1 protein-coding gene is annotated in these 551 nt (G+C 69.1%); it reads left to right on the top strand.

Going from position 1 to position 551, the window contains the following annotated elements:
* The coding region (locus KUM49_RS46505) for a phosphopantetheine-binding protein (RefSeq protein ID WP_217243057.1) at positions 1 to 551 on the top strand (551 nt) is incomplete at both ends.

A 551-nucleotide genomic window follows, 5' to 3' on the forward strand; every position in this document is an offset into this window, starting at 1 on the left:
GTGAGGTCGAGTCGGTGTTGGTGGGGCATCCGCGGGTCGGACAGGCCGCGGTGGTGGTGCGGGAGGACACCCCGGGCGACAAACGCCTCATCGCCTACGTGGTTGGCGATGCGAAGGGATCCGAGCTGCGTGAACTCGCCGCGGAGCGTTTGCCGGAGTACATGGTGCCGTCGGCGGTGGTGGTGCTGGACGAGCTGCCGCTGACGGTGAACGGCAAGCTCGACCGCAAGGCCCTGCCCGCCCCGGAGTATGCCGGGGGCGGGGGTCGTGGTCCGGCGTCGGTGCAGGAGGAGATCCTGTGCCAGGCCTTCGCGCAGGTCCTGGGCGTGGACCAGGTCGGCGTGGACGACGACTTCTTTGCGCTGGGTGGCCACTCGTTGCTGGCGGTGCGCCTGGTGAAGCAGCTGCGTGACCGAGGGGTTTCGGTTTCGGTAAGAGCTCTGTTCGAGACGTCGACGCCGGCCGGTCTGGCCGCGGTCGCGGCTCCGGAGGCGGTGGTGGTGCCGCCCAGTCTGATTCCGGAGGGTGCTGAGCGGATTTCTCCGGAGATG

The sequence above is a fragment of the Streptomyces sp. AC555_RSS877 genome, from assembly GCF_019049245.1.
Lineage (GTDB): Bacteria > Actinomycetota > Actinomycetes > Streptomycetales > Streptomycetaceae > Streptomyces.